Source organism: Bacillus sp. FSL K6-2861 (genome assembly GCF_038630725.1).
Taxonomy (GTDB): domain Bacteria; phylum Bacillota; class Bacilli; order Bacillales; family Bacillaceae; genus Bacillus; species Bacillus velezensis.
In genome coordinates this window covers 697,391-721,057 of record NZ_CP152037.1, presented here as the reverse complement: position 1 = coordinate 721,057, position 23,667 = coordinate 697,391, and the positions used below count along the sequence as shown (strand labels likewise).

At 41.6% G+C, this 23,667-nt stretch carries 18 protein-coding genes and 2 pseudogenes; 9 read left to right on the top strand and 11 right to left on the bottom strand.

Translation table 11 applies throughout. The features are described 5' to 3' along the window. Positions 1–43 precede the first annotated feature (43 nt). From NYE62_RS03560 to NYE62_RS03535, 6 genes and pseudogenes are all read left to right on the top strand, one after another. On the top strand, positions 44–514 hold the full coding sequence (locus NYE62_RS03560; protein ID WP_251257706.1) for an antitoxin YezG family protein: 471 nt from the start codon (positions 44–46) through the stop codon (positions 512–514). A gap of 101 nt (positions 515–615) precedes the next feature. Then, positions 616–1,061: pseudogene (locus NYE62_RS03555) on the top strand (TIGR01741 family protein). A 19-nt stretch (positions 1,062–1,080) separates the two neighbouring features. Further along, the gene (locus NYE62_RS03550) at positions 1,081–1,557 is read left to right on the top strand and encodes an antitoxin YezG family protein (protein ID WP_342497246.1); all 477 of its coding nucleotides are present in this window, start codon (positions 1,081–1,083) and stop codon (positions 1,555–1,557) included. A gap of 84 nt (positions 1,558–1,641) precedes the next feature. Continuing rightward, positions 1,642–2,130, top strand: coding sequence for an immunity protein YezG family protein (locus NYE62_RS03545; protein WP_342497245.1), 489 nt, complete (start codon positions 1,642–1,644; stop codon positions 2,128–2,130). Between the two features lie 85 nt (positions 2,131–2,215). Continuing rightward, a complete protein-coding gene (locus NYE62_RS03540) occupies positions 2,216–2,422 on the top strand; it encodes a hypothetical protein (RefSeq protein ID WP_342497244.1) in 207 nt (68 codons plus the stop codon). 121 nt (positions 2,423–2,543) lie between these two features. Further along, positions 2,544–2,918, top strand: a pseudogene (locus NYE62_RS03535) (immunity protein YezG family protein). A gap of 82 nt (positions 2,919–3,000) precedes the next feature. Here the strand turns inward: NYE62_RS03535 and NYE62_RS03530 are convergent. The 8 genes from NYE62_RS03530 to NYE62_RS03495 all read right to left on the bottom strand — a co-directional run bounded on the left by NYE62_RS03530 (position 3,001) and on the right by NYE62_RS03495 (position 16,695). Then, on the bottom strand, positions 3,001–3,639 hold the full coding sequence (locus NYE62_RS03530) for a DUF1643 domain-containing protein (RefSeq protein WP_095061190.1): 639 nt from the start codon (positions 3,637–3,639) through the stop codon (positions 3,001–3,003). Between the two features lie 89 nt (positions 3,640–3,728). Beyond that, a complete protein-coding gene (locus NYE62_RS03525) occupies positions 3,729–6,719 on the bottom strand; it encodes a type I restriction endonuclease (protein WP_095061192.1) in 2,991 nt (996 codons plus the stop codon). Positions 6,720–6,734: 15 nt separating this feature from the next. Continuing rightward, complete coding sequence (locus NYE62_RS03520) at positions 6,735–8,066, bottom strand: restriction endonuclease subunit S (protein ID WP_342497243.1); 1,332 nt, start codon at positions 8,064–8,066, stop codon at positions 6,735–6,737. Then, on the bottom strand, positions 8,063–10,075 hold the full coding sequence (locus tag NYE62_RS03515) for a class I SAM-dependent DNA methyltransferase (RefSeq protein WP_095061196.1): 2,013 nt from the start codon (positions 10,073–10,075) through the stop codon (positions 8,063–8,065). The genes NYE62_RS03520 and NYE62_RS03515 overlap by 4 nt, the downstream gene beginning before the upstream one ends. 574 nt (positions 10,076–10,649) lie before the next feature. Then, positions 10,650–10,859, bottom strand: a complete 210-nt coding sequence (locus tag NYE62_RS03510) for a hypothetical protein (RefSeq protein ID WP_342497242.1) — start codon at positions 10,857–10,859, stop codon at positions 10,650–10,652. 101 nt (positions 10,860–10,960) lie between these two features. Continuing rightward, positions 10,961–12,340 (bottom strand): 23S rRNA (uracil(1939)-C(5))-methyltransferase RlmD, encoded by a 1,380-nt coding sequence (rlmD, locus tag NYE62_RS03505; protein WP_342497241.1) that lies wholly within the window; start codon positions 12,338–12,340, stop codon positions 10,961–10,963. Between the two features lie 147 nt (positions 12,341–12,487). Then, a complete protein-coding gene (locus NYE62_RS03500; RefSeq protein WP_342497240.1) occupies positions 12,488–13,399 on the bottom strand; it encodes a diacylglycerol kinase in 912 nt (303 codons plus the stop codon). Positions 13,400–13,551: 152 nt separating this feature from the next. Further along, a complete protein-coding gene (locus tag NYE62_RS03495) occupies positions 13,552–16,695 on the bottom strand; it encodes an efflux RND transporter permease subunit (protein ID WP_342497239.1) in 3,144 nt (1,047 codons plus the stop codon). 128 nt (positions 16,696–16,823) lie between these two features. Between NYE62_RS03495 and NYE62_RS03490 the strand changes: the two genes are divergently transcribed. Further along, a complete protein-coding gene (locus NYE62_RS03490; protein WP_124934888.1) occupies positions 16,824–17,672 on the top strand; it encodes a TetR/AcrR family transcriptional regulator in 849 nt (282 codons plus the stop codon). Between the two features lie 63 nt (positions 17,673–17,735). Here NYE62_RS03490 and gatB read toward each other — a convergent pair whose 3' ends face one another. From gatB to gatC, 3 genes are read right to left on the bottom strand one after another with little or no spacing between them, the layout of a single operon-like run. Continuing rightward, positions 17,736–19,166: an Asp-tRNA(Asn)/Glu-tRNA(Gln) amidotransferase subunit GatB gene (gatB, locus tag NYE62_RS03485; protein ID WP_199022403.1), complete on the bottom strand. Its 1,431-nt coding sequence runs from the start codon at positions 19,164–19,166 to the stop codon at positions 17,736–17,738. Between the two features lie 13 nt (positions 19,167–19,179). Then, positions 19,180–20,637, bottom strand: a complete 1,458-nt coding sequence (gatA, locus tag NYE62_RS03480) for an Asp-tRNA(Asn)/Glu-tRNA(Gln) amidotransferase subunit GatA (protein ID WP_007408915.1) — start codon at positions 20,635–20,637, stop codon at positions 19,180–19,182. Positions 20,638–20,651: 14 nt separating this feature from the next. Continuing rightward, entirely contained in the window at positions 20,652–20,942 is a 291-nt protein-coding gene (gene gatC, locus NYE62_RS03475; RefSeq protein WP_003155732.1) for an Asp-tRNA(Asn)/Glu-tRNA(Gln) amidotransferase subunit GatC, read from the bottom strand. Positions 20,943–21,363: 421 nt separating this feature from the next. On the opposite strand from gatC, the gene putP reads away from it, so the two are divergent. Together putP and NYE62_RS03465 are read left to right on the top strand one after the other, a co-directional pair. Beyond that, complete coding sequence (putP, locus tag NYE62_RS03470; RefSeq protein ID WP_003155733.1) at positions 21,364–22,842, top strand: sodium/proline symporter PutP; 1,479 nt, start codon at positions 21,364–21,366, stop codon at positions 22,840–22,842. A gap of 120 nt (positions 22,843–22,962) precedes the next feature. Further along, the gene (locus NYE62_RS03465; RefSeq protein WP_003155735.1) at positions 22,963–23,655 is read left to right on the top strand and encodes an MgtC/SapB family protein; all 693 of its coding nucleotides are present in this window, start codon (positions 22,963–22,965) and stop codon (positions 23,653–23,655) included. The last annotated feature ends 12 nt before the right edge of the window (positions 23,656–23,667 follow it).

The window sequence follows — 23,667 nt, the reverse complement described above, 5'->3', positions numbered from 1 at the left end:
AAGCTTTCAAACGGCTAAAAAAATTAAAAAGGATTCTGATATTGTGGAAACTGAAAAGATGGGAGTACTATATCAAAAAATCGCTGAGCAAATAAATGAAATTATCCCCTCTGAGTGGGGGAAGGTTGCTCTTTATGCCGAAATTTTAGATGATTCTTCAGAAGTTTACTTCTTCTTTACTACTCCACAAAATCAGGAATATATATATTCACACGATATTCCTGAACATTTTAATGTTGATGAAGATATATATGACGAACTTCTATATGAATTGCATGATTACTTTGAAGAGTTACGGGATGAATTTAAAACAAACAACGAGGACTTATGGACAAACCTCACTTTACATCTCAAACGAAGCGGCAAATTCTCAATTGACTACGATTACACCGATGTCATCGCCTCAGACTTAAACGGAACACAACGGCAAGTGGTATGGGAATATCAAAACTTGGGGATTTTGCCTGAAGATGAGGACGATAAAGAATTTGTAATAAGCTACTTCGGTCTATAAATCAATAATGGCTCAGCGCTTTACTGCTGGGCTATTTTTTATAACTAGGATCTCTCGACGATTGAAGGTGAAAAAGGTTGGAAACTAAAAAAACGCAAAAATTGTACCAGATTATTTGTGAGAAATTAAATGACATCATACCTTGTGAATGGACAAAAATATATCTTTATGCAGAAGTATTAGATGACTCTACCATGGTTCTCTTTCACTTAAAGACACCAGAAAACGTCAGCTGATTTATTCGCAAGATCTACCAGTCCGATACAGTGTAAGTAAAGATATCTTCAAAACTTTATTAAGAGAAATCCGTGAAGTTTTTGAGGAATTACGAGCTGAGCACAAAAATAATAATGATCAGGTTTGGACGAACCTTACATTGACATTGGAGAGCAACGGTCAATTCCAACTTGATTATAATGATGATGATATTTTGGCATCTGAGTTAGCTGGGTATCAAAGAATTGCATTATGGGAGTACAAAACTCTTGGAATTTTGCCTGAAGACGAGGAAGACCAAGAATTTTTAATTAGCTACCTAAATCTATAAATTTGAACTGGAGGTTAGCATGGAAACAGAAAAAATGGGTGAATTATATCAACAGATAGTAGAAGGCATTAACGAAATCATTCCTTCTGAATGGGAAAAGGTCATTCTTTATGCAGAAATACTCGACGATTCTTCTGAAGTTTTCTTTTATTTCAATCCTCCGCAAAGTGAGGATTATATCTATTCTCATAATATTCCTGAACACTATCATGTCAGTGAGGAGATTTATGAGGAGCTACTATTTGACTTGCATGACTTATTCGAGGAATTACGAGATGAATTTAAAGAAAACAATCAAGATATATGGACTAATTTAACACTTAATCTGGCGATAAGCGGAGAATTCTCGATAGATTATAATTATGAAGACGTTATTCAATCTCCATATACCATCTCTCAAAGACAAACAATCTGGACTTATAAAAATGTAGGAATTTATCCTAAGAGTAAACCTTTAAAATCCTTTTTAGAACAGTATCTAAATTCTCAAAATTAAAATTCCCCCTCCTTTATTGGGGGGTTTTTTTGATACAAATGATCCTTACAAATTACCAATTATAATGCTGGAGGCTGATTCTTGTTGGAAAATGAATTAAATGCATTATATAGAAGCATAGCTGAAACCGTTAACGAAATGATACCAGAACCATGGGAGAAATTTTTGTTCTATGCTCAGGTTTCAGAGACAGGCGGAGGCACTTACTTTTTTTATAATTCTCAAAATGAACCTATTCATTTTAAGTACAGTCTTGAAATTCCTTTTGAATTTGATATTGACGAAAATGAATTCGATCAGAATGAGATGGAATTATTTAAACTAAGCGAAAAAATGAGAGATGTTTTCAAAGATCATGATCAAGAATTCTTTTACTCCTTCACTCTTAGCCTAGAACGATCAGGAAAATTAACTGTCAACTTTGATTATACAGATTGGTTTAAGACAGATTATAGTTTCAGTGATCAGCTTATCATCTGGAAATTTAAATATTTAGGGGAAGAACCTAAGGATCTATCATTACAAAAATTAATTAAAAAATATTTAGAAGAATATCCTGAAAATCCAATTTAATTTTTATAATAACATGGTAATGCTGTATTAAATAAGAGAATATCCAAATGTCATAAACGAATTATTCTCTAAAGGGAGTATAAAAATGGATATTCTGACAAAAGAAGAATTAATCTCTCTTGTAAAGGAAATAATGAACCCACCATTAGATGATGAGAAAGTCAGTGAATATCTTGCTTTATTAGAGAAAAATGTACCTCATCTGGCACCAAGCGATTTAATATTCTGGAGCAATGAAAATTACACAGCGGAGCAAGTCGTAAGAATTGTTCTTAACTATAAAGATAAGTAGTCTATCAAACCATTAAACTGATATAGCAACTCTCAAATGGGATAGAGATGATAAAGTCGCGAGATTAAAAGAGATTGAAAAATAAAAGAGTAGTAAATTATATCGAGAGCTAGCGGAACAAATTTATGAACTGATTCCAGCATAATGGAATAAAGTTTCTCTATATGCAAAGATTTTAGCTGACTCTAGAAAATTATACTTTTTCTTTAATGCAAAAAATATTTATGATGACTTGTTAATCGAACTACAAGATGTATTTGATGAACTAAGAGATGAATGGAAAGCGAATAACTCAGATGTGTGGGCTAACTTTACACTCAAGCTAGAGCATACTGGAAAATTTTCAATCGACTATGATTATGAAGATGTTATTTCATCAGAATTAAGCGGTACTCAACGTCAAGTTGTTTGGGAATATAAACACTTAGGTATGGTTCCTACTGGTAAGAAAAACAGGGATTTCTTGGAACGCTATCTCAATTCGGAAGAAGAATAATCTATTTAATAGCTCAGCCCTTCTCTGCTGGGCTATTTTTGATACTAAAATCTTTTCGATTGTATCCACGGATTCCCCTCCTTCACACTAACCCCAATAATTCATTAATATCTATTTTGATTAAATCAATTAAAGTTGCTGACCGTCCAGCATGTCTCGGGTCGCCATGTTCTGTTAAGATTGTGTTTGTATTTCCCATATTAAATACAAAAATATCTTTATCAGTATTCGAAATTACCTCTATGATTTTATATACTTGAGAATAGTAATAAAGGTTGTGTACAGTTTTCACATTTGGTTTCCCCCATGCAAGGACAACTATATCTGAATCATTTATCATTGAACTAACTGTATTAATATTATTCTTTTGAACATGATTTAATAGATTTGCACCGTGAATACTTTTCAATTTTGCTGAGGTGTCTGCTGGATTTGGAGCATAGATAGGTATAACATTTCCTGCGTAAAGTTTTTTCACTTGAATTTTCTCATGGGTATAACAATAGAAAAAATCAATTAATTTATTTACAGTTCTATCTGAAATATTTGAATCAGCTTCCGATGGATTCATTAATATTACTGTAACGATAATACCTTCCATTCGATTTTTAAAAGGAATTGATAAGCTATATCTTAAATTTACACCCGGTATAATATTTTGCCTATCATCAATAGTAATAGACGAAATATCAACCTTATTAGGATCGTAATAATGCGTCAATAAAAACTTCCTTTCTGTAAATAATATAAGTAACGGAGCCAAGACTAACCTTAAAAGATTAAAATCATAACTCCGTCCAAATTAAAAAGCTAACCATTCACTTCTCCGTAAACTTCATTCATCATATCTTCCATAATATAAGCCTTAAACTCATCGTTCTCTAAAATTCTCATAAAGAACTCCTGGTTGCTACTCATTCTGTCGATAACAAAATTCATAAATGTTTTTTCGAAAGCAAATTTGAAGTTTTCTTTTGTATTGTTTTTCGCTTTCTGACGGAGATCATCATCATTCAACATGTCCTCTTTCACTTGTTCACGAGAAAGAAAATCTGTTTCTGTAAATTGTGTACCAAAGCGCTCATTTAACTTTTCTAACACGCTTGATAATCGCACCTTCTCATCTTCAGCTACACCACCAGCACCATGCTTCTGTGGATCAAGTTCAATGCCTCCCGTTTTTTCCAGCTCGATGCTTCCTTCGAATACCTTTTGATTGCGATAGTATTCAAGTGCGATATCATCAGCTAAATAAACGTCCTTATCACCAGTTGTACGAGGTAGTTTGCGCAACAAGTATGTTAAATAAATATATTGTTTGTGTAAGCTTAGATCAATAAACGTTACAACTTGTAGCACGAAACTATACGTACGAATAAATTTTGTTGCAGCTTGTTTAAAATCAAACTGTTCTTCTTCTGAAAGCTTTTTATATCGCTCTACACCTTTGTCAAGAATTGCATTTAACTCTGTTTGCGCCTTAGTTGACTTTTTCACGCCGTCTGTTACTTCAAGTTCATTAACCCTTTGTACCTCATCTTCCTTAAATACTTGATGAGGCTCGATGTCAGCCTGCATATCATAAAGGATATTTGGGTCCGTAATTTCAGATAAGCTTGTTGATTCGTAATATGGTTGAAACGAAGCTTTCATAACCTCTGGTTCATTTACAAAATCGAGTACGAATGTGTCCTCTTTACCTGGGCAAGTACGATTTAAACGAGATAGAGTTTGCACCGCTTTAATACCACTTAATGGCTTATCTACATACATCGTATGCAACAGTGGTTCATCAAATCCCGTTTGATATTTCTCAGCTACAAGCAATACCTTAAATTCATCTGAATTGAATTTATCAGGTAGCTCTTTTTCAGAGAAACTGTTCATGTCCGGCTCCGTATAATCTATTCCACCGTCTTTTACAGTACCTGAGTACGCCACAACTGTTTTTAAATCGTTATATCCCTTTTCATGAATATACTTATCAAAAGCAATTTTATAACGTACTGCATGTAAACGGCTCGCTGTTACCACCATTGCCTTTGCACGGCCGCCAATTTTGCGCTGTACGAAATTGCGATAATGCTCGATAATAATTTCTGTTTTTTGTGCAATGCTATGTGGATGAAGTGATACGTATTGTGCTAGCTTTTTCGTAGCTTGTTTTTTTGATACCTCCGGATCATCTTCAACTGTCTTTGCAATTTTCCAGAATGTTTTATAAGTCGTATAGTTTTCAAGGACATCTAAAATAAAACCTTCTTCAATTGCTTGTCGCATTGTGTATTGATGAAAGGCCTCTGGCTTACCATCAATACCAACCGTACCAAACTTTTCTAACGTCTTGGGCTTGGGAGTCGCTGTAAATGCAAAAAACGATACGTTATCCTGTTTCCCACTTTTCAAAATGGCTTCTACAATTTTCTCGTCTACATCAACTAAGTTTTCTTCGGCAATCCGGTCTTCCTCATATGCTGCTTCTAACGTCTTATCTGATAGAACATTTGTTAAGGCAGTAGATGCTTTACCACCTTGAGATGAGTGCGCTTCATCGATAATAACTGCATATTTTTTTCGCTTTAAGCCCGCTACCTTTTCCAAAATGAACGGGAATTTTTGAAGCGTTGTAATAATAATACGTGTTTCACTATTAATAGCACGTGCTAATTGCTCTGAGTTTTTATCGACGGGCTCGACCATTCCTGCTTTATGCTCTAATTGATACACTGCATCTTGCAATTGCTTATCTAACACTCGACGATCGGTAATCACAATCACACTACTAAAGATCGATTCATTTTGCTCGTTATGTAGCTTTGCTAAACGGTGTGCAAGCCATGAAATTGAATTCGTCTTACCAGATCCCGCAGAGTGCTGGATTAAATAATTTTGACCGACAAGCTTTTGTGCTACATCTGCTTCTAACTTACGTACAACATCAAGCTGATGGAAACGAGGAAAAATGAGCATTTGACGCTCACCTATTGTTTCACCGTTTGAATCTTTAATGTCGTCTTTCTTAATAAAGATGAAGCGATATATAATATCGAGTAAGCTATCAGGAGCTAAAATGTCTTCCCATAAATAATGAGTTCGATAGTTGTCACCGTAAGTTAACGGATTGCCTTTCCCACCATTATTGCCTTTGTTAAATGGAAGGAAGTACGTTTTGCTCTTATCAAGCTTTGTTGTCATAAACACTTCATCTGGGTCAACGGCAAAGTAGACAGCAACACGCTCATTAAATTTAAATAGCTGCTCACGTGGATCGCGATCATTCTTTAATTGTTTCATCGCATCTTCAACTGTTTGATTTGTTAATGGATTTTTCAGCTCCATCACTACAAGTGGTAAACCGTTTAAAAACAGCACCATATCTAAGCTATTGTTATGCTTATCACTGTAAAACACTTGGCGAGAAACATTAAAACGGTTTTTCCCATACTGTTCATTTAATGTTTTGTTCATATCGGTGGGTGGCTGGTTATACGCAAGTTGTAATGTGACACCACGATCTTTAATCCCTTTACGTAAACATTCAATCAAACCTTGTTTATGTAGCTGATCTTTAATGCGCTTTAACACTTGTTCTTTATAAGTAGGACCATACGATATCTCTAACGTACGCATCCGCTTTTCCTGCGTATCTTCTAAAAATGCAAATAGCTCTTCAACATCAATCGCATGCTGCTTGAAAGAACTACTTGCCTCACCTTCTAACACACGCTTTTTATAGCCATTCGCGATTAATGCTAATTCGATATTTGTCTCAAAACCTGTTTCTGTAGTATCGATCGCCATTACCTTTCACCTCACTTAATAAAGTTCCATATCACGTACATCAATTTTTCCTGTTACTGCTTCGTAAATTAGAGATTGTCGGTATTCTTTTAGTTTTTTAATTTGATTTTTTAAATTAGTAACTGTTTTCTCAACCTTAAAACCTTCATGATTTAAATGATTGATAATAACCTCTTGCTCTAATACAGGAGGAATTGGAAGCTTGATATTTTCAATATCAATTGAAGATATATTTGGTTGTTGACCCGTTCTATCTATTAGGCTTTCAAACTCTTGTACAAAATTTTTATTAAGCATTAAATAGTATAACCAGGAAGAACAAATTTTCTTTCCACTCCTAAAATAAGCATTACGCTGATTTAATAATATAGGTTCATCTATATCTACAATTGCAGCTTTAATCCCAGTCGATATTATTGGTCGAGTTAATGCAAAAACTAAATCATTCTTTTGAATTCTAAATTCCTTTAGTTTAATGAAATAACTCTCATCGATAAAACTCTCATCATTCCAATCCAACCTCATATTTTGGATATTATTTATTTTCATTACTCTGACACCTGATGAAGAAAATTCATTACTTGGAAAAGGATATCCATTAACTAACTTACCTAAATATTTAAATTTACTTACTTCCCAATGTTCCGGGATCTCACCAATCCACTCAACACCTGAATCTTTCATTTTCACATTCGGATATAAACCTTTTGTAACAGCTTCTGTGATGATGGATTGGCATTGTTTTTCCAAAAGTGTCATCATGTTTCCCTTATTTTTAATAACTTCATCTACTAGTTTAATTTTACGGTTTAAAAATAAACTTATTTTTTTTTGTTCTAATCGTGTAGGTAAAGGATAAGAAAAGTTTTCAAATGTTTCTTGATATAAATGTTTAATTGTAGAACCTGTTTCAAAGAATTTAATATATTTATCAAAGACTTGAGAATTAAGCATCCAATACATAAAATCAACTTCATATTTAGCTGATCTCGTTACAAAAATGCCACTATTTAAAATAGCTTTATCTGGCATATCACTAACAATAGCTGTTTTACCAATAGTTCCATCTTTAGTAATTAATAAATCATTTTCTTTAAGTTGAATAGGTGGGGCTTCATGATATCTTTCCCTTGAAATATGATGACAGCTTTCCCAATTAACATTTTTTCCGATAAAATCCTTTCCTGTAACTAAATAAGGTCCTTCATCGGTGAATTCATCAGATTTTAAACCTTGCCAACCAATTCTACCTTTAACATACGTTGTATACTTAATTTTTTCAACAGACCAGTTTGCGGGTATTTTTCCTATCCATTCTACTCCTGAATCTTTTAATTCTCTACTCACCCGATCACCTTCTTCAACTGCTCAGCAATCTCCGCCTCTAATACACGTATTTCATCCATAATTTCTGCTGAGTTGCGTAATTCTTTGTATTTGTAGAACTGGCGAGTAAATGGAATTTCGTAGCCAATTTTTGTTTTTGTTTCATCAATCCATGCATCTGGAACATGTGGTAATACTTCACGTGCAAAATAGTCAAGAATGTTCTCTTTTAATGGTACATTTTCAGTATCACGTAAATCTGTATCTGGTTCGATATCTGTTTTATTTTTCATACATACGTCAGCTGTTTCATCTTTTTCAGATAAACCAGCTAAAATTGCTTTTAATACAGAAGCCCCAATAGTAATACCAGCTTGCTTCAACGCATCTTTTAGTACTTTCGTGAACTCGTCACGATTTTTATATACTGTATCGCTTTCTAATGTGCGTAAGACGTATAAAATTTGCGTTTGTAGCTTCTTACCCTCTTCAATTTCAAAGTGACCTGCATCACCTTTTTTCTTCGATGTCGCTAAGTTCGCAAAGCCTTTTTGCTCTACTACACGTGCCAAACGCTCCTCATTTACTTGGAAGTTTAAACGTAATGGACGTTCTACTGTAATTTTCGAATAACCAAAGTCTTCATTCTCAAAAATCTTCACGTACTCATTTGGCTGTGCATCACCGTATAAACGAACAATCTCATTAATTTGCTCTTCCGTAATTTCGTTTCGCTTGCTCCCCATCGACTTTTTCATTTTTTTCGAGAAGTCTACAGCATTGACTAACCGTACTTTTCCTTTATAAAGAGGTGCTTTATTGTTTGTTAAAATCCAAATGTACGTTGCAATGCCTGTGTTGTAGAAAAGATCGTTCGGCAATGCCACAATACCTTCTACTAAGTCGTTTTCAAGCACATACTTTCGAATTTCGCTTTCACCAGAAGCTGCATCACCTGTAAATAACGGCGAACCATTCATAATAATCGCTAAACGAGAGCCTTGTGGATTTTCTACTGTGACTGGCTTCATTTTTGAGATTAAATGCATGAGGAATAATAGCTGCCCGTCTTTTGTACGAGGCGTACCAGGACCAAAGCGACCATCAAAGCCTTGTTTCTCATGTTCTTCTTTAATTGGCTTCTCATACGATTTCCAGTCCACTCCGTACGGTGGATTTGAAATTAAGTAATCAAATGAGTCATGTGCGAATTGGTCCTTTGATAACGTGTTACCTAATCGAATGTTACGGGCATCTTCACCTTTAATAAGTAAATCCGCCTTACAAATCGCATACGATTCAGGGTTAATTTCTTGGCCGAAAAACTCTAAATGAGCTGTAGGGTTTTGACTTAATAAATACTCTTGTGCAACTGAACCCATACCTCCCGTACCTGCTGCACAGTCATATAACGTTTGTGTTAAGCCCGGCTTCGTTAAAATACTCGCATCGTCATGTAAGAATAATAAATGCGTCATTAAACGAATAACTTCACGAGGTGTGTAATGATCACCTGCTTCCGCATTCTCATTAAAACGACGAATGAGTTCCTCAAACACATAGCCCATTTCAATGTTTGAAACTGCTTCTGGATGTAAGTCGATTTCACTGAAGCGTTTAATCGTTAAATATAGTAAGTTGTTTTGATCGAGTTTATCGATTTGACGATCAAAGTCGAAGTGTTCCATAATATCACGAGCCACTTTTGAGAAACCATTGATATAATCACGTAAGTTATCCGCAATGTTATCAGAGTCTGTTAATAGCTTGTTGAAATCATATTTACTTGTGTTGTGGAAATTCTGTTTTGATACGCGATTTAAAATCGGTTCACGTGCTTCATCATTGATTGTTGCATACTGTTCTGCCTTCTCTAACACTTCTTCTTTTGTGCTTTCTAATACGCAGTCAAAACGACGTAATACTGCTAATGGCAAAATAATTTTACCGTAGTCTTCTGGTTTATATGGTCCACGCAAAATCTCTGCAATTGACCAAATGAAGCTCACTTTATCTTGGAAGTTGATCATGTTATATACCTCATTTAATAATTTTTTTCGAATCTACTTTTCATGTAGCTAGATTGAGATAATTTGAGCAGGTTTTAAGGATGCTTATCTCATTGTAATAACTGAGCATTTTTTCGCTCATATCACCTATTCACTGATTCATCAAAATAGATATCATTACCTACTATTATAAGAGTTTGTACAACAAAAAGTAAAAAATCTCCCTCTCATTTGCTACCACATGTTTCTTTTTCTTAGTAAGCATCCAAATTTTATGGAGTATCCCTATAAAGTAAAGAGGTGAGGCATAAAAACCCCAATATCTGATGAGAGGTCAAACACTACAAACATTCTGACTTTTTGAAAAAATCCGCTTATATAAGGGGCTCTTATACTAACTATTTAGATTATTAAAGAATAATAGAGAAAAATTTATGTATTCAAATTGTGTTACTACATTTTTAAATAAAATTGCAGAGCTATTGACACATTGTTTCATCAATCCTGAGCGAAATAGTGTCTATTTCTACTCTTAATTATTAATATTAGAAATCAGCTGTGATCACTACAAGTCATTCTCAATGACTTAAAACATCTAACATCGTTTTGGACAATCAGGAAATTTTGCATATCCTTGAATTGGCGAAAAAATATCCAAATCAGATAATGATGGAGTGTCAGCGATATCAATAACCAGACGGACAGTATCAATTCTAAAACCAGTAAATGAAATCTTCTCTTGAAACCAATAACGATGAACTAGTGATGAAATTAAATAACAGTTAGATACTTTTATGAATTTCAAGAATTACCTCCAGAAATACTTCACAGCTTTATTGAAGACAATTGAAATAAAAGCAGATGAAGTCCAAGAATTTTTTATCGATTCTCGAACCCACCTGCTTCTTATTTAATTAATTTTAGCACAGCCACACACTCCACATGATTCGTATGCGGAAACATATCCACAGGCTGCACTTCAAGCGTCTGATACCCGCCATCCTCAAGCACCCGCAGGTCTCTTGCAAGCGTTCCTGGATTGCAGGACACGTACACCACGCGTTTTGGTTTCATCTCTACAATTGTCCGCAGGAGGGCTTCGTCGCAGCCTTTTCTTGGCGGGTCGACGACGAGGGTGTCGGCCGTGATGCCTTCTTCATACCATTTCGGAATGACGGTTTCCGCTTCTCCGACTGCGAATTCCGCGTTTGTGATGCCGTTCAGCTCAGCGTTGCGTTTCGCATCCTCAATTGCTTCCGGCACGATTTCGACGCCGTATACTTTCTTCGCCTGCTTCGCTAAGAAGAGAGAAATCGTTCCGATGCCGCAGTAGGCGTCGATGACGGTTTCTTCCCCTTGCAGCTCCGCGTACTCAAGCGCTTTGTCGTAGAGCACTTTTGTCTGTTCCGGGTTGACCTGATAGAACGATCTGGCGGAGATGGCGAATTTGACGTCTCCGATGAGGTCGTAGATGTATTCTTCGCCCCAGATGACGTTTGTTTCGTTCCCAAAGATGACGTTTGTTTTGTTTGGATTGATGTTTTGCACGATGGATTTGACGTGCGGGAATTGCGCTGTGATGTCTTCGATGATTTTCGCTTTGTGCGGAAAATCGCTTGTTCTTGTGATGAAGACGATCATCATTTCGCCCGTGACGACGCCGTATCTGACCATAATGTGGCGGAGCCAGCCTTTGTGGCGTTCTTCGTTATAGGCTTTGACACCGTATGCTGCACAGATGTCTTTGACGGCTTGGACGGCTTCGTCGTTTTTGGATTGCTGGATCAGGCAGGCGCTCATGTCGATGATGTCATGGCTTCTTTGCTGATAGAATCCGGCGACGAGTCCGCCTTCTCTTTCTCCTACCGGCACCTGTGCTTTGTTTCTGTAGTTCCACGGGTCTTCCATGCCGAGCGTCGGATGCACGGTGACATTGGACAGATCCAGCTTGCCGATCCGTTCTAAGACGTCTTTGACTTGTTTCTGTTTAAACAAAAGCTGGCCTTCATAGGTCATGTGCTGAAGCTGGCAGCCGCCGCATTGTTTGTAGATCGGGCACGGGGCATCCGTTCTGTGCGGGCTTTCTTCCTTCAGCTCAATCAAGCGGCCGAAAGCGAAGCCTTTTTTGACGCGTGTCACTTTGATTTGCGCTTTTTCCTCAGGCAGGGCGTTCGGCACGAAGATCGGGAAGCCCTGAACCTTTGCGACGCCCGCTCCTTCGTGCGTCAAATCCTCAAATGTCACATCATAGTATTCGTTTTTTTCTATCGGGGGTTTCATTTTCATCTATAATCACCTCTAGTTTTACCAATAGCCTTGTTTCAGCGTGCTGGCAAACCTTCAAATTCAATGTCAGCCTTCAAAGGTTTCCGATCACGCTGAAAAGATGACAAAATCCTAAAACGAATACTGTTTTAGGATTTTGTCCGCGTATTAGTCATCCAGCTGTTCCGCTTTCTCCTTTGGCATGATGACGTGAATATGCCGGTACAGATTCACGAATTCGCCCGGCAGCATGCCGCCGTATTCGCCGTCCAGGTTCAGCTGCATCTTTTCTGATACATTGACTTTCACACGGTTCGCTTTTGTGTAAATAATGTGCTGATCGTTAATATGATCGCCTCTGAGCGCCATGCTCGCGACTCTGATAAACTCCGCGAGATTGGCTTTCTTCAAAATAATCAAATCAAACATGCCGTCATTCAGGCTGGAATCAGGGGCCAGCTTCTCGAATCCGCCGACCGAGTTGGTCAGCGTCACTAAAAACAGCATAATTTCGCCTTGAAACAGCTTGCCGTCATACTCAATCTCGACTTCTGTCGGTCGAAGTGAAGGCAGCATTTCCATTCCCTTTAAATAATAAGCAAGCTGGCCGAGCATCGTTTTCAGTTTGCTCGGCACATCATACGTCAGCTCCGTCAGACGGCCTCCGCCGGCGATGTTGATAAAATACTGACCGTTCACCTGTCCGATGTCGATCGGGCGGGCTACGCCGTTAATGACGGTATCAGCGGCATTCAGTATATTCTCTCTCGGAATGCCCAGCGCTCTGGCGAAGTCATTTGTCGTGCCGACCGGAATGATGCCGAGTGTCGGGCGTTTGTCTAACGGCGCAAGGCCGTTGACGACTTCATTAATCGTTCCGTCTCCGCCGGCTGCGATAATCAGGTCAAACTCCCGCACAGCGGCTTCTTTTGCGGCCTGAGTGGCATCCCCCGCGCATGTGGTGGCATGGGTGGAGGTTTCATAACCGGCTTGTTCAAATTTTTGCAGGACCTGGGCAAGATTTTTCTTAAAAAGCTCCCGTCCTGAAGTCGGATTGTATATTATGCGTGCACGTTTCATTATCTCATCATCCTACTTAAGAGTATCCGATCCATTATTAACACTAACAACCTTTAATTATACTATGACTTGAGAAAATCGCAACAATATGTACAGGAATTGCCAGAAGAAAAAAGGCCCCGGCTCCGTTTAAGGAGCCAAGGCCCGCTGTCTTACTCTTCTTCCGTTCCAGGTTTTTTCTTACGGAATTTCGCTAATACTTCATATACGATCGGCACAATCAGAAGGGTAAGCAGAGTCGAACTGATTAAACCGCCGATAACAGTGACACCGAGTCCTTTAGAAATGACTTGGCTTCCGCCTTCGAATCCCAATGCCAATGGAAGCAGGGCGCCGATTGTCGCGATCGCCGTCATCAGAATCGGACGCAATCTCGTAGAGCCGGCTTCCAGGAGCGCTTCTCTCGTCGATAAGCCTTCCGCTTCTTTATGGATGACGCGGTCAATTAAGACAATCGCATTTGTGACGACGATTCCGATCAGCATCAGCATACCGATCATGGCATTCAGACTGATTGTCTCTCCGGATACATACAGTCCGGCTAATGCGCCGATGACTGTAAACGGAAGCGAGAACAGAATCGCAAACGGCGCTAATGCTCCGCCGAACGTGATCACAAGAACGAGGTATACGATGGCGATTGCGGCAAGCATCGCTAAGCCGAGTTTCGTAAAGGAATCAGCAATATCCGCTGATACACCGCCGGTATCAATCGATACATTGTCCGGGTGATCCAGTTTGTCAACTTTCTTTTGAACGGCTGATGACACCTTCGTGACGTTGTCAGAAGTGACGGTTGCCGTTACGTCAGCGTACACTTTGCCGTCGCGTTTGGAAATGGTATCGGATGTCGTGCCGTTTTTCACTTTCGCCACATCGCCGATTTTAACTTCTTGGCCTGCAGGCGATGTGATGGTTTTATCCTCTAATTCTTTTACACTCTTATACTGGTCTTTTTCTGTTTTGATGTTGACGTCAAGCTCTTTGCCGTCCTTTTTCACCGTTGTCAAAGGAGACTGTGATGTTTGGGACATCAGGGCTTGGGAGATTTGCGAAGCCGTCAGGCCCTGCTTGCTGAGTTTCTCCTGGTCAGCGGTGAACGTGTACTCATCATATGTGCTGGAAAGGCCTGAGTTTACGTCTTTCAGATCTTTCTGCTTTTTCATGATGCCTTCGATGTCTTTGACCGTGCCTTTAATATCAGACTCTGAATCTCCGTACACATAGTACGTTAATTCGTTGTTGTTGCCTGACGAACTGAAATTTTGTGATTTCCATTCGCCGCGGCTGGATGTTTTTTTGATTTCTTTTAAGACATTGTCTTTTTCTTTGTCAAAATCAGGCGTGTCATCCTCGTATTTCACGTAGAACAATGCGCCGTTTGAGCTTCCGCCGAGCGGACTTTGCGAGCCTAAAGAATACTGAACGGTATCGACATGTTTGCGTTTAAGCAGCATATCTTCCGCTTTTTGCGCAGCTTTTTCAGCTTCGCTTTTCGTTTCGCCCGGTTCAGGCGTGTATGTGAGCTGCATCGTTTTGTCCGCTTGCGCAGGCAGGTAGCTCGCGCCGATCAGAGGTACGAGGAACAAACTGCCGACAAGCATCAGAACCGCGATGATAGATGTAATCCATTTATGTCTTAATGACCAATGCAGCACTTTTTTATAGAAATTGGCCAATCTGCCCGGCTTATGCTCTTTCGCTTTAACAGGCGCGCCTGTGAGCGATTTTTTGAATAAGCTGTGCGCAAGCATCGGCACCAGTGTGATCGAAATCAACAGTGATGCGGCAAGCGCGAAGACGATTGTTAATGCAAACGGCATAAACAGTTCGCCGATCTGTCCGCCGACCATGGCAAGCGGCAGGAATACGGCAATGGTTACGATCGTTGATGACATGATCGGTTTAAACATTTCTTTCGTCGCTTCACGCACCAATTGCTTCCCGCGTAAAGGTTCATCTTTCAGCCTCATGCGGCGGTAAATGTTTTCGATCACGACAATCGAGTCGTCGACTACCCGTCCGATGGCGACCGTCATCGCACCGAGCGTCATTATGTTCAATGTGACATCAAGCTGATTCAGCACAAGAAGCGCAATCAGCAGTGACAGCGGGATGGAAACGATAGAAATCATCGTTGATTTAATATCTCTTAAGAATAAGAGAATGATCACGACCGCAAAAATCGCGCCGAAAATCGCTTTGCTTAACATCGTATCCACCGACTCTGTAATCGGCTCTGCCATATCAAGAGTCGAGCTGTACTTGAACCCTTTATGGTCTTTTTTGTATTGATTCAGTTCATCTTTAATCGCATCGGCCACTTCTACCGTGTTGGCGTCATTGGCTTTTACGATATTAATTCCGATGCTGTCCTTTCCGTTCGTGCGGGAAATGGATTCAGCTTTTTTCACATCTTTAATGTCGGCAATGTCAGAAAGCTTGACTGTCGGCACCCCTGCTGACGCGCTTTGCTGTGCCTGCTGCATAGCCTGAGCGTCCGCCGCAGATGCCGCACCGGCTCCGCCCGCTTGACCTTGAGCGGCAGAAGAAGATGTGACCGGAATCCTCATATCTTTCAGATCTTTAATTGATGTAATATCTCCGTTAACGACAACTGATTTTTCTTTGTTGCCGAATGTGTACAATCCAAGCGGCGTATTGACGTCAGAGCCTTGGATCACTTTCTTGACGGTATCTTCATCAAGTCCGTACTCTTTCATTTTTTTGTCTTTGAAAGAGAATTCCACCTGCTCTTCCTGCTGTCCTGAAACTTGCACGGACGCAACGCCCTGAATGCCTTCAAGCTTAGGAACGAGAGTGTTTTCCACATTTTTGGTCAGGTCTTCAAGCGAGCTTTTGCCGCTTGTCACACTGAGCGTCAAAATCGGGAAAGAGTTGAGGCTGTAACGGGAAATGTCAGGTTTTTTCGCGTCGTCAGGAAGGCTGACACTGTCCAGCGCTTCAGCGATTTCGGTTTTCGCCTTGTCCATATCCTTGTTGTAATCATATTCAATCATAACCGATGAGACGTTTTCAGAGGATGTGGACGTTACGACGCTCACTCCTTCTAAATTCTGGACCGCCTGCTCGATCGGTTTTGTCACGTCATCCGCAACTTGACTCGGAGCAGCTCCGGGATAAGTCGTATTTACTGAAAGGTAAGGCATGTTGACGTCCGGTATGGATTCCTGCTTCATATTCATACCGGCATACAGCCCTGCTACAGTAACGATAATCGTCATCAGCCAAACTGCGAATTTGTTCTTCAGTACAAAGTTAATAATGTGGTTCATCATGTCCTCCGTTAATTTTTATTGACTGACTGGTCATTCTATATAATACTAAACGGTATAACTCAACATCGTCAACTAATAAGGCAGTAAATTTTTCTAAATTTTTCAGGATTAAGGGGAAGCACGTCATGAACGAAAAAAAAGAGAAAATCATAAAAACAGGCATCCATTTATTTGCCAAAAAAGGGTTTTCTTCAACAACCATTCAGGAAATCGCCGGCGAATGCGGAATTTCAAAAGGAGCCTTCTATCTCCATTTCAAATCAAAAGAAGACCTTTTGCTGTCAGCATGTGAGTATTACATCGGCATGTCTATGGAAGAAATAAAGAAAATCAAAACAGAACATCAGCATAAACCGCCTAAGGACGTATTCCGAAAACAAATCGCATATCAATTCCAGGAATTTATGGAACACAAGGACTTTATCATTCTCTTGCTGAGCGAAAAGGTCATTCCTGAAAATCAAAAGGTCAAACAGTATTTTCATGAGGCCAATATTCAATTTAACATGCTGTACCGGGATGCGTTGCTCTCCGTTTACGGAGATGCCGTCACACCGTTTTTAGCGGATGCGTCCGTTATGGCGCAAGGAATTGTGAGCTCCTATATTCATTTCTTGATTTTTAATGAACATACGGCATTCCGGACGGAAAACGTGGCGGCCTTTCTGATTGCCAGAATTGATGATCTGATTACGGGACTGATAAGAGACAATCCCGATCCGCTGCTGCCTGAGGATATCTTCACTCAGCCCGCGGCGGACAGAGAAAGACTGCTTGCGGATATTCAAAAGATAAAAGCACAGCAGGAGCTGCCTGAGGACGTCCTCGTATCGCTTGAAGTCATTGAAGAGGAATGTGCAAAGGAAGAGCCGCGAAAACCGATTATTAAAGGAATGCTGTCCAACTTGGCAGGCAGCGGAAATGAGCAGATTGAAACGCTGCGGGCTTCCATTGAAACCTATTTCATCTTATAAAAAAAGAGACCGGCGCTTACCGGTCTCCGTGTCAGCAGCGCCCTTGCAGGCGGCTGCTTTTTTTTATCGTTTTTTGATTTCTTCAAGTAAGATCTTGTTGACCATCGGCGGGTTGGCCTGTCCTTTTGAGGCTTTCATAATCTGCCCGACAAGGAAGCCGATCGCGCGGTCTTTTCCGTTTTTGAAGTCTTCAATTGACTGCGGGTTGCTGTCAAGCGCATCTGTTACCAGCTTCAGAAGCACGCTTTCGTCAGAAATCTGCACGAGGCCTTTTTCTTTGACGATTTTTTCTGCGTCGCCGCCTTTTTCAATTAATTCTTTAAAGACTTTCTTCGCGATTTTAGACGAGATGGTTCCTTTTTCAATCAGCTTAATCATGCCGGCAAGGCCTTCAGGAGTCAGTGCGACATCCTCAAGCTCTTTTTGTTCGGCGTTCAGGTAAGCTGAGACTTCACCCATCAGCCAGTTTGATGCCTGCTTGGCTTCTGCGCCTTTATTGACCGTTTCTTCGAAGAAATCAGCCATTTCTTTCGTCAGCGTCAGAACCATTGCGTCATAAGCCGGCAGGCCGAGCTCTTCGATATAACGTTTTCGGCGCTCGTCCGGAAGCTCAGGAATGGTTGCTCTTACGCGTTCTTTCCATTCGTCATCAATGTAGAGCTCGACAAGGTCAGGCTCAGGGAAATAACGATAGTCGTCCGAACCTTCTTTGACACGCATCAAAATGGTTTTTTTCGTCGCTTCATCGTAGCGGCGCGTCTCCTGCTGAATGACTCCGCCTGACAGAAGCACCTGCTCTTGGCGTTTTTCTTCATACTCAAGGCCTTTTTGCACGAATGCGAAAGAGTTGAGGTTTTTCAGCTCCGTTTTTGTGCCGAATTTCTCCTGGCCGATCGGACGGAGGGAAATGTTGGCGTCACAGCGCAGTGAACCTTCTTCCATTTTACAGTCGGAAACGCCTGTGTATTGGATAATTGATTTCAGCTTTTCGAGATATGCGTAAGCTTCCTCCGGTGTGCGGATATCCGGCTCAGATACAATCTCGACAAGCGGCGTGCCCTGGCGGTTGAAGTCAACGAGGGAATAGCCGTCGCCCGTATGCGTCAGTTTTCCCGCATCTTCTTCAAGGTGAAGACGGGTAATGCCGATTTTTTTCGTTTTTCCGCCGACTTCGATTTCGATCCAGCCGTTTTCGCCGATCGGCTTGTCAAATTGAGAAATTTGATATGCCTTCGGGTTGTCCGGGTAGAAATAGTTTTTCCGGTCAAACTTCGTATCCGTTGCGATTTCGCAGTTCAAAGCCATTGCGGCTTTCATCGCGAATTCGACCGCTTCTTTGTTCAAAACGGGCAGCACGCCGGGATAGCCGAGGTCGATGACGCTCGTTTGGGTATTCGCTTCCGCGCCGAATGGCGTCGGTGAGCTTGAGAAAATTTTAGATTTTGTTTTTAATTCCACATGGACTTCAAGTCCGATTACCGTTTCAAAGTTCACTTCATTTCACCCCTTACAGTTCAGGTTTCGCTTTATGATGATCTGTTGCCTGCTCAAAAGCATGAGCGACGCGGTATACAGTGCCTTCATCGAAGTGTTTTCCGATGATTTGCAGTCCGAGCGGCAGTCCGTCCGCAAATCCGCACGGCACGCTGATTCCCGGCACACCCGCGAGGTTGACAGGGATCGTTAAAATATCGTTGGCGTACATTGTGAGCGGATCGCTGGTTTTTTCGCCGATTTTGAATGCCGGTGTCGGCGTTGTCGGTCCGACGATGACATCGTATTTCTCAAATACGTCTTCAAAATCTTTCTTAATAAGCGTGCGCACTTTTTGCGCTTTTTTGTAATACGCGTCATAGTAGCCGGAGCTGAGCGCGAAGGTGCCGAGCATGATGCGGCGCTTCACTTCATTGCCGAATCCTTCAGAGCGTGTCTGTTTATAAAGGTCGATCAGGTTGTCCGCATTGTCTGAGCGGTAGCCGTAGCGGATGCCGTCAAAGCGCGCAAGGTTTGCAGACGCTTCGGAAGAAGACAGCAGATAATACGTCGCAAGCGCGTATTTGCTGTGCGGCAGAGATACTTCTTCCCATGTCGCTCCGAGGTCTTCAAGCACTTTTAAAGCGGCTAAAACCGATTCTTTCGCTTCTTTGCCGACGCCTTCTCCGAGATATTCTTTCGGTACGGCGATTTTTAAGCCTTTAATATCGCCAGTTAATGAAGAAAGAAAGTCCGGCACTTCGACATTGGCGCTCGTAGAGTCCATTTTGTCCGGGCCTGAAATCGCCTGAAGCAGGAATGCGTTATCTTCTACGGTTCTTGTGATCGGTCCGATCTGGTCCAGTGAAGACGCAAAAGCGACCAAACCGTAACGCGACACGCGTCCGTATGTAGGCTTTAATCCGACGACGCCGCAGAAAGAAGCCGGCTGGCGGATGGAGCCGCCCGTATCAGATCCGAGTGAAAACGGCACTTCGCCCGCGGCAACCGCCGCTGCGGAACCGCCGCTTGATCCGCCGGGAACCGTATCGAGATTCCAAGGGTTTTTCGTCGCTTTGTACGCGGAGTTTTCAGTAGAAGACCCCATCGCGAACTCATCCATATTCAGCTTTCCGATCGTGACGGCTTCAGCGGCTTGAAGGCGCTCCACAACCGTCGCATCGTAAATCGGATCGAAGTTTTCGAGGATTTTGCTTGAGCATGTTGTGCGAAGCCCTTTGGTCACGATGTTGTCCTTGACGCCGATCGGCATTCCGAAGAGAAGACCGTGTTCAGACCGTCCGTCAACCGCTTCGTCAAGTTCTTTCGCGTAAGCGCGGGCTCTTTCTTCATCAAGCTGTAAAAACGCCTGCACCTTATCATCCACGGATGCGATCCGTTTGTAAGATTCATCAACAAGATCGGAAATCTTGATTTCTTTTTTATGTATCATTTGTTTCAGTTCTGTGATTTTGTGATCAAATAATGACATACTGTCTCCCTCCTTTAATCCAGAATAGATGGCACACGGACATAGCCGTCTTTATGATCGGGAGCATTTTTCATGACATCCTCGACCGGAAGGCCTTTACCCGCTTCATCTTCTCTCATTACGTTTTTCATTTTCAGCACGTGTGTTGTCGGTTCCACGTTATCCGTGTCCACTTCATTAAGCTCCTCGGCAAACGAGATGATACTGTCAAGCTGTTCTGTAAACATTTCAGCTTCTTCATCCGTAATGGCGAGTCTCGCCAAATGAGCGACATGCTTTACTTCTTCTATAGAAATTCGTGACATAAGATCCACCTCCGCATAATTCTCCGTTTCGTCATATAATACTGATCTTATCAAAAACGAGCCCTCTAAAGCAACAAAACGCCGCCTTCTGAGGCATGATGAAACCCTCTCTATTTTATCCTAAATCGGGGAGAAAGAGAAACGAATTATATGTCAGAAAATTTTTACTTTTATAATTTATTGGTAGCGTTTTCATCTCTAAGCTGTTCTATGTTGGCGGGGATTTTTTCCTTGAGCGGGCCAGGTTTCGAGAGTTGATTGATCGGGGATACTTTGTTAGGTTTAGTAACCATAGCCAGCACTAAATCATGCGATCCGCATGGAATGATGACTAAAGGCTGGATCGCCGGCGCATATTCCGGCACTACTAATCTACAGAGGTGATGCAACATTTACATGAAAGAAGAGAGGGTCCAAAAACGTGAGTATTGAATTAATTATATCTCTTGGCATTTACTTTGCTGCCATGCTGTTAATCGGCTGGTACGCATTCAGGAAGACAACGAATATTAATGATTACATGCTGGGCGGAAGAGGACTCGGCCCGTTCGTAACGGCGCTGTCCGCAGGTGCGGCCGATATGAGCGCATGGATGCTGATGGGAGTTCCCGGCGCAATGTTCGCAACGGGGTTATCGACCTTATGGCTGGCGCTCGGTTTGACGATCGGCGCGTATTCAAATTATCTGCTGCTTGCTCCGAGGCTGCGCGCTTACACGGAAGTTGCGGATGATGCGATTACGATTCCCGATTTTTTCGATAAACGGTTCCGCCACTCGTCATCATTGCTGAAAATTGTTTCCGCCGTGATTATTATGATCTTTTTCACACTGTACACATCGTCCGGGATGGTATCCGGAGGCAGGTTATTTGAATCGGCATTCGGCGCCGACTACAAATTCGGTTTGTTTTTAACGGCCGGTGTTGTTGTGCTTTACACGCTGTTTGGCGGTTTCCTCGCTGTCAGTCTGACTGACTTTGTACAGGGAGCGATCATGTTTGCGGCATTAGTGCTTGTGCCGATCGTTGCTTTTACCCAGCTCGGGAGCGTTTCAACGACGATTGATTCGATCAACGCCGTTAACCCGAAACTATTGGATATCTTTAAAGGCGCGAGCGTCATTAGCATTATTTCTTATTTGGCATGGGGACTCGGCTATTACGGCCAGCCTCATATCATCGTACGATTTATGGCGATTAAAGAAGTGAAAGATTTAAAACCCGCCCGCAGAATCGGGATGAGCTGGATGTTTATTTCAGTTGTCGGCTCATTGCTGACCGGGATTATCGGCGTTGCGTATTCTCATCACTTCGGAGTCTCCGTAAAAGATCCGGAAACGATTTTCATTATTTTTTCTAAAATCTTGTTCCATCCGCTGATTACGGGCTTCTTGCTGTCCGCGATTTTAGCGGCGATCATGAGTTCCATTTCCTCACAGCTTCTCGTAACGGCAAGCGCCATTACGGAAGATTTATACCGCGCCTTTTTCAGACGGGAAGCGAGCGATAAAGAATTGGTCATGACCGGACGCCTGTCGGTATTGATCGTGGCCGTTATCGCCATTTTGCTTTCCATGAATCCGAACAGCACCATTCTTGATCTGGTCGGATATGCGTGGGCAGGCTTCGGTTCGGCTATCGGCCCGGCGCTCTTGCTCAGTCTGTACTGGAAACGGATGAATGAATGGGGAGCGCTTGCGGCGATGATTACCGGGGCCGCGGCCGTTTTAATCTGGATCACGACAGGGCTTGCCGCTTCAACCGGCGTATACGAAATCATTCCGGGGTTCTTCCTCAGTCTGATTGCCGGTATTGCCGTCAGCCTGCTGACCAAAAAACCGGCCGATGCTTCTTATCAGCTGTTCAGCCGGATGGAAGCTCTTTTGAAAAACAAGAAATAGACAAAAAGCCGTCAGATTTTATCCCTGACGGCTTTTTTCTTCCGCACTTGTCCTGCTATAAATACTGTGAGAAAATCATATCAATTTATTATAAGAAAAATTGCGGAGGTGCTGTGCAAATTGAGCTGGCCTATCGAACCAGACATTTTATTAAAGCTGGGCATTGCCACGCTGATCGGCATGATCATCGGTCTTGAACGCGAGCTGAAAAACAAACCGCTCGGACTGAAAACCTGTATCGTCATCGCCGTCAGCTCCTGTATGCTGACGATCGTCAGCATTAATGCGGCATATCATTTCCCAAAATATTACCGAATCATGATGGATCCGCTCCGCCTTCCCGCCCAAATCATTTCCGGCGTCGGTTTTATCGGCGCGGGCGTGATCCTGCGTAAAAGCAATGACGTCATATCCGGCCTGACGACATCGGCTATCATCTGGGGCGCAGCCGGGCTCGGTCTGGCTACAGGCGCCGGCTTTTATAAAGAGGCGTTCGCAAGCCTCTTGTTTATCCTGATCAGTGTCGAATTTCTTCCGTGGCTGATCAGAAAAATCGGTCCCAACCGCTTGAAGGAAAAAGATATCCGCGTGAGAATGTCTCTTTCCGATAAAGACAAAATGACCGAGATTTTAAAGGAAATGAAAAGCAAACAGCTCCGCATTCACTCCGTCCGGATTGATGATCTGGGCGAAAAAGAATTTCCGATTATGGAAGTGAAAGTCAGTGTTCATAAAAACCGCTACACCACTGACGTCTATTATGATATTAAAGAAATTCAGGGTGTCGTCGGAGTGAAGTGTGATACGCTATAAAAAAAAAACGCC